The organism is Planktotalea sp., assembly GCF_049680325.1.
GTDB lineage: Bacteria > Pseudomonadota > Alphaproteobacteria > Rhodobacterales > Rhodobacteraceae > Planktotalea.
In genome coordinates this window covers 1-6,624 of sequence record NZ_JBAUHO010000136.1, presented here as the reverse complement: position 1 = coordinate 6,624, position 6,624 = coordinate 1, and the positions used below count along the sequence as shown (strand labels likewise).

The window sequence follows — 6,624 nt, the reverse complement described above, 5'->3', positions numbered from 1 at the left end:
TTCCTATAGAGGCACGGGGCTTGGTCAGAACGCTCAATACATTGTTTGATCGCGTTGCAAGGCGCATAAGCAGTAAGGACGAATTCATCTCCAACGCAGCACATCAATTGCGCAATCCTGTGGCGGGGGTGCTGGCATTGGCAGAGGCAGTGCAAAGCGCGCCAAACGAAACCGCCGCGCGAAAGCGCAGCGCTGAACTGGTAGATGCGGCACGTCAGGCGAGCGAGTTAACCAACCAGTTACTGTCCTTCGAACGTGCAAGCGGCACCGATGTTGCCCGGGCAGGTGCGATTATCGATCTTCGCGCGCTCACTGAAGAAATAGGCGATGATTTCCGCGCAAGGCACGCCGCAAACGACGTGACGCTTAGTTGTGAGCTGCCAGGTTCGGGCGTCATTGTGCACGGTGATCCCGTGATGTTGCGCGAGGCAATCTTGAACCTTCTCACCAATGCGTTGCTCCACGGTGGCCCGCAGTTGACCAGCATTTCTTTGGCGCTGTCGAAAGACGTTAGCTTCGCCACCTTGCACGTCAAAGATGATGGTGTCGGCATCCGACCGGATCGCCGTGTCGAAGCGATTAGTCGCTTTGGTCAGATTGGCACCGGCCCCGGTTCTGGCCTTGGACTGGCAATTGCCGCCAAGGTGATGAAGAACCACGACGGGACGCTGGACATTGGTGAAAGCGCCGAAGGTGGCTTGATTATCCTCACGCTTCCGCTGGCTAAAGGAACCGTGTCATAGGTTCGGTTTAGGTGTTCCAAAGCCTGTTAGCGGCGTCAACAATGCTATCATGGCTGGGCATGGTCGCCCCATAGGCCGGGCCCGTCGCGATAAAACTATCCTCTGCGGCAAGGCGCGCTGCGGGTAGATTGCTGCGCTCCGTGAGCATTGCCAACAGCGCCTCTGACTGCCCGCCAGTGCCGCGACACTCATCGACGATCAACGCTTTTTCAGCGCCCTCAAGCGCGCTCAGAATGCTATCCACAGGCATTGGCGCGATCCAGCGCATGTCGATGATACGGGTGTCGATACCCTTTTTGGCAAGTGTTGCAGCGGCCTGTTGTGACAAAAAATGCCCGTTGCCATATGTGACAATCGCCAAAGGTCCATCGCCTGTAACGCCGACCTCACCCACTTTGATGCTCGCATCGGGCCGTGGATAGTTGTGCATCCACGCGCCATCCTTGGCGCTATGCAAATCACGCATCGGATATAGCGCAATGGGTTCAACGAAAACCACCACGCGCTGCTCTTCACGGGCAAGGCGCACGCATTCGCGCAGCATAAGGGCCGCATCCGCGCCATGGGACGGGCAGGCGATTATAACGCCCGGAATATCGCGAAGGACCGCAAGAGAGTTGTCATTGTGGAAATGTCCGCCAAAGCCCTTTTGATATCCCAGCCCAGCAATGCGCAGCACCATAGGGTTGCTAAACTGACCGTTAGAGAAGAAGGGCAGCGTCGCAGCTTCGCCGCGCAGCTGATCTTCAGCATTGTGGAGATAGGCAAGGAACTGGATCTCGGGTATCGGGATAAACCCGTTGTGCGCCGCGCCAATGGCCAGGCCCAAGATGGATTGTTCATCCAGCAACGTGTCGATGATACGGTCGGGTCCAAAGCGTTCAGCGAGCTTTTGCGTAACGCCATACACTCCGCCTTTTCGCCCGATATCTTCGCCCATCATCAGGATTTCAGTGTGCTCTAGCATCAAGTCCGTCAGCGCCCAGTTCAGCAAGCGCGACATTGGCTGCGGCTTGTCCATTGCAGCGAGATCGCTTCCAAACGCGGCTTCGCGCGCGTCCTTGGAGGGGCCGTTGGAGGGCTTGCAAGCGCGGCTGGGTGGTATGATCGAGGCCATCACATCTTGGGCAGTTGATAAGCGTTTCTCTTTGGTGACCTCGATAGCCTCGCGGGCGCAGTCATCGTCTGCCTGATGATAGACCCCCAACACGTCATCTGCGCTCAGCATGCCACTTTCTATCAACAAGCGGGCCGAGTGCAGAAGCGGGTCGTGATGCTCCCAGCTTTCAAACACGTCTTTGGCAAGGTAGCTTTGTTGCAAATCAGCGCCCGCGTGACCGTAAAGGCGGACTAATGACAGATGCAAAAACGCGGGCTTCTTTTGTGTGCGCACATACTCTGCCGCTTCTTTCGTGACGCGGTAGGCATCAAAAATATCCAGACCGTTGGCTTCGAAATACTTCAGCCCGGGCTTGCTGGCAAAATTCGCCTTGATCCAGCCCTTGGGCGTACGTGTGGAAATGCCAATGCCGTTGTCTTCGCAAACGAAAAGCAACGGCAGAGGAACAGATTGAAACGAGGTCCAGCAAGCAGTGTTAATTGCGCCCTGCGCTGTGGAATGGTTGGCCGAGGCATCGCCAAAAGAGCACATAACAATGCTATCATCGCTTAGAGCTTTGTGTTCTGGCGCGCGACGCTTTGCCAAGGGAATCGAATAGGCGGCACCAACCGCTTTTGGTAAATGGCTGGCAATTGTGGAGGTCTGCGGCGGAATGTTCAGCGCCTTTGAGCCAAGAACCTTATGACGGCCACCCGACATGGGATCGCTGGCGGCGACGCAAAAGCTAAGCAGCATATCGCGTGCGGCGTTTGTCCCCGGAACCATCGCAGAACGACGGGTTTGAAACGCGCCGTCGCGGTAGTGCAAAAAGGCCATATCATCCACGCGCAATGCAGAGGCAACGGCCGCCATGCCCTCATGGCCTGAAGAGCCAATCGTGTAATAACCTTGTCCTTCTGCCTGAAGCTTGCGCGAGCGGCGATCAAGATTTCGGCTTAGACATTGCGCTTGAAAAATCGCGACGGCTTCGTCTTTTTCCAGTGGGCCCGAGGCGGGTTCACCTTTTGGAAAGTCCCCTGCGGAGACGCGGTTAACAAAGGCATCATGGACGATTTCAGCGCGATCCATTGTGCGGACTCCTGCAAGGCAAATTGTTGCGCGAAGATGGCGTGACAGATGCAGGATGTAAATTGCTTTTCGTTAGGTTTTTGCTGGCCCAAGCGATTGGCGCAAAACGATGTGCGTTTCCAAGCAGGTTCCGACGCCTTTGCTTTTGCTTTCAAGCATCGCGACCAGTTCTTGCGCTGCTTTGCGCCCCATCGTGTGATGGGGCACATGAACACTTGTAAGCGCTGGCTCGACAAAACGCGCCAGATCCATGTCGTCAAAGCCTGTAATGGAAATGTCGCCCGGCACGTCAAATCCCATCTTTACAGCAGCGTGGAGCGCGCCAAATGCAATGACGTCATTGCCGCAAAGGACTGCCGTCGGACGATGGCCGTCTGCGATTATCTTCTCAAACGCACGCGCGCCGCTTTCTATTTCATAGGTGGTTTCAACAACGATCAGGTTATCGGGATCAAGGCCGCGTTCTGAAAGCGCTTGCTTGACGCCTTCCACGCGCAACTTCGCGCGATCATTACCCTTGGTAACTGCTGAAATCATCGCAAGCTTTTTATGACCATGCTCAAGAATTGCGTGGGTTAGGGCCTGCATTGCACCGTGATTGTCGAACCCGACCGAAGGCAAACGGGCATCGGGCAGATAGGACCACGCACACAGCGTTGGGATGTTCTGAACTTCAAGATAGTCATAGACTTTTGGATCGCGGTCATGGCCGATCAGTAAAAGCCCGTCTGCACCGCGCGCGACAAGCGCTCTGATCTGCTCTTCCTCGATCTGCGGACTGTAGGCAGAACTCGCCACGAGTAGGGTGTAGCCTTTGCGATGCAGTTCTTCTTGAAAGGCCTGCAGACCACGCGCGAAAATCGCGTTGTCCATTGTCGGGATAATGGCCCCAATTGTGAACGTGCGCTTGGCCGCCATAACGCGCGCCGCGAAATTAGGGGTATACCCAAGCGATTGAACGGCGGCCATCACCCGCTTGCGCGTCTTTTCGACGACACGCTCGGGATCATTTAGACATCTTGAAACCGTCGCGGTGGAAACACCAGAAAGCTTGGCAACGTCATCTAAAGTAGGAACATTTTTAGCGAGCGACATTAGGGGCCTGATCTGTGATTTGGCGCTCTATAGCATGCATTTGGGTGCTATGCACATGCAATGTAAGCGCTTGCATTGAAAATTGTAAGCGCTTACATTTGCCGCAAGAATCGCGCAAGCGGCGTGCTCGTACCTCAACGATTTCTGCACACAGGATCAAACCACTATGTCCCGAGTATACCTGAAAAAGGCAACGCTGACGTCTACATCCGATGCATCCGAGGTACACGATACCGTTAAAGCCATTCTTGACGACATCGAAGCGGGCGGCGACGCCAAAGCGATGGAATACGCGGCCAAGTTTGATCGCTATGACGGCAGCGTTCTTTTGTCCCAAGCGGAAATTGACGCGGCCATCGCAATCGTTCCTGAAAAGCTAAAGGCGGACATTCGGTTTGCCCATGACAATGTTCGTCGCTTTGCTGAAACGCAAAAATCGACGATGCAAGATGTCGAAATGGAAATCGCCCCCGGATTTATCGCGGGTCAAAAGGCGATCCCGGTTGATGCTGCTGGCTGCTATGTCCCAGGTGGCCGGTATAGCCATATCGCTTCGGCTATCATGACGGTGACCACGGCCAAGGTTGCAGGGTGCGCAAACATCACAGCCTGTTCGCCGCCGCGCCCCGGCGTCGGTGTTGCCCCGGCGATTATCTATGCGGCGCATATTTGCGGCGCGGACAACATCCTTGCGATGGGCGGCGTTCAGGGCGTCGCAGCAATGACCTTTGGCCTTTTTGGCCTGCCCAAAGCAAATATCCTTGTCGGACCGGGCAATCAGTTTGTGGCCGAAGCGAAGCGCATTCTGTTCGGACGTGTTGGCATTGACATGATTGCGGGACCGACTGACAGCCTGATTATTGCGGACAAGACTGCTGATCCATTTATCGTCGCGACCGATTTGGTCAGTCAGGCAGAGCATGGATATAATTCTCCAGTGTGGCTTATCACCGATGACCGCGCGCTGGCCGAAAAGGTGATGGAACTTGTTCCGGGTCTGATCGCAGACCTTCCTGATGTGAACAGCGAGAACGCTTTCGCCGCGTGGCGCGATTATGCAGAAGTCATTCTTTGCAAAGATCGCGCAGATATGGCCGCGTGCTCGGATGAATACGCGCCAGAGCATTTGACAGTTCAGGCCGCCGATCTTGATTGGTGGCTTGATAATCTGACCTGTTACGGTTCGCTCTTTCTGGGGGAAGAAACGACAGTGTCCTACGGCGACAAGGCGACGGGAACGAACCATGTTCTGCCCACGTCTGGCGCGGCCAGCTACACAGGTGGTCTAAGCGTTCATAAGTACATGAAGATCGTCACATGGCAGCGCGCGACGCGCGAAGGGTCCAAAGCAGTTGCCGAGGCGACAGCACGAATTTCACGGCTTGAAGGAATGGAAGGCCATGCGCGTTCTGCCGACGTGCGCCTTGCGAAATATTTCCCGGATGAAACTTTCGATCTGAAAGCGGCTGGCTAAGAACCGCGACTTTCAAGGGATGAGGTTCCGGGTGGACCAGACAGAAACAAAAGAAACGACGACTGATAAAGGATAAGGCAACATGAACATCGACAAGAAGATCACTGATGATCTTGTCGCGAATGATGTCTCTTTCGTAACCACCGTGCCGTGCAAGCAGCTGGCGGGTGTGATCGACGAGATTGAAGCGCGCAAAGAGATTTTTCACATCCCGTCTAACAAAGAAGATGAAGGCATGGGCCTATGCGCAGGGGCGCATATGGGTGGCAAACGTCCTGCAATCATCATGCAGAACACTGCAATTGGTGTGACGATCAACACGATTGCGACGTTGATCCAGTACTACCGTATGCCTTTGCCGATGCTGATTTCCTATCGCGGCGAACTTCGCGAACCGGTCGCGTGTCAGGTTGAAATGGCGGTCCACACTAAGGCGCTTTTGGCCGAGATGAAAATCCCGACCTATCACTTCCATCACCAGTCTGATGTGGCGGAATTCGATGCAATTCTGAAATACACATTCATGTGTAACAAGCCGGTCGCAATCCTGACCGATGCTAACTTCTGGGGAGGCTACGGCGATCAATGATACGTTCTGAAATCCTAAAAGAAATCGCCCCGATTATTCGCGACCAACTGGTCGTCTGTAACATCGGTCTTCCAAGCCAAGAGCTGCACATGATCGACGATCAGCCCACCAACTTTTACATGTTGGGCACTATGGGTCTTTCTTCCAGCATTGGTCTTGGCCTGGCATTGTCGCAGCCCAAAACCGTGATTTCCATTGACGGTGATGGCTCTGTCCTGACCAACCTTGGCACATTGCCGACGATCGCCAACAACGTGGCGGACAACTACATTTTGTTAATCATCGACAACGGTTCTTACGGCTCTACGGGCGATCAGCCGACCTATGCTGGCAAGAAGACGTCGCTTGCCGCAGTGGCGACAGCATGTGGCTGTGAGAATGTGATCGAAGTGCAGGACAAAGATCTTGGCCCCGTTCTTCAAGGCGCGATTGATAGCAAGAAGATGACCGTGATCGTGTGCAAATGCGATAGCGGCAACATCAAGCTGCCCGTCATCACGATGGATCCTGTCGTGATTAAGCACCGCTTTATGAC

General features: G+C 54.6%; 6 protein-coding genes. 4 read left to right on the top strand and 2 right to left on the bottom strand.

Translation table 11 applies throughout. From position 1 onward, the window contains the following. The coding region (locus WBC85_RS06030) for a sensor histidine kinase (protein ID WP_424433984.1) at window positions 1-743 on the top strand (743 nt) is incomplete at its 5' end. Window positions 744-750: 7 nt separating this feature from the next. Here the strand turns inward: WBC85_RS06030 and WBC85_RS06025 are convergent. Together WBC85_RS06025 and WBC85_RS06020 are read right to left on the bottom strand one after the other, a co-directional pair. Continuing rightward, complete coding sequence (locus WBC85_RS06025; RefSeq protein ID WP_424433982.1) at window positions 751-2,931, bottom strand: thiamine pyrophosphate-dependent enzyme; 2,181 nt, start codon at window positions 2,929-2,931, stop codon at window positions 751-753. 72 nt (window positions 2,932-3,003) lie between these two features. Continuing rightward, window positions 3,004-4,026, bottom strand: a complete 1,023-nt coding sequence (locus WBC85_RS06020; RefSeq protein ID WP_424433980.1) for a LacI family DNA-binding transcriptional regulator — start codon at window positions 4,024-4,026, stop codon at window positions 3,004-3,006. 166 nt (window positions 4,027-4,192) lie between these two features. On the opposite strand from WBC85_RS06020, the gene hisD reads away from it, so the two are divergent. From hisD to comE, 3 genes are all read left to right on the top strand, one after another. After that, window positions 4,193-5,500, top strand: a complete 1,308-nt coding sequence (gene hisD, locus WBC85_RS06015) for a histidinol dehydrogenase (RefSeq protein WP_424433978.1) — start codon at window positions 4,193-4,195, stop codon at window positions 5,498-5,500. An 82-nt stretch (window positions 5,501-5,582) separates the two neighbouring features. Further along, the gene (locus WBC85_RS06010; RefSeq protein ID WP_424433976.1) at window positions 5,583-6,089 is read left to right on the top strand and encodes a thiamine pyrophosphate-binding protein; all 507 of its coding nucleotides are present in this window, start codon (window positions 5,583-5,585) and stop codon (window positions 6,087-6,089) included. Continuing rightward, window positions 6,086-6,624 (top strand): sulfopyruvate decarboxylase subunit beta (gene comE / locus WBC85_RS06005; protein WP_424433974.1); only part of this gene is annotated, 539 nt, incomplete at its 3' end. The genes WBC85_RS06010 and comE, both read left to right, overlap by 4 nt.

Coding starts and splice junctions, on each gene's coding strand:
- WBC85_RS06025 (WP_424433982.1), bottom strand. CDS start 2,931: ATGGATCGCGCTGAAATCGTCCATGATGCCTTTGTTAACCGCGTCTCC.
- WBC85_RS06020 (WP_424433980.1), bottom strand. CDS start 4,026: ATGTCGCTCGCTAAAAATGTTCCTACTTTAGATGACGTTGCCAAGCTT.
- hisD (WP_424433978.1), top strand. CDS start 4,193: ATGTCCCGAGTATACCTGAAAAAGGCAACGCTGACGTCTACATCCGAT.
- WBC85_RS06010 (WP_424433976.1), top strand. CDS start 5,583: ATGAACATCGACAAGAAGATCACTGATGATCTTGTCGCGAATGATGTC.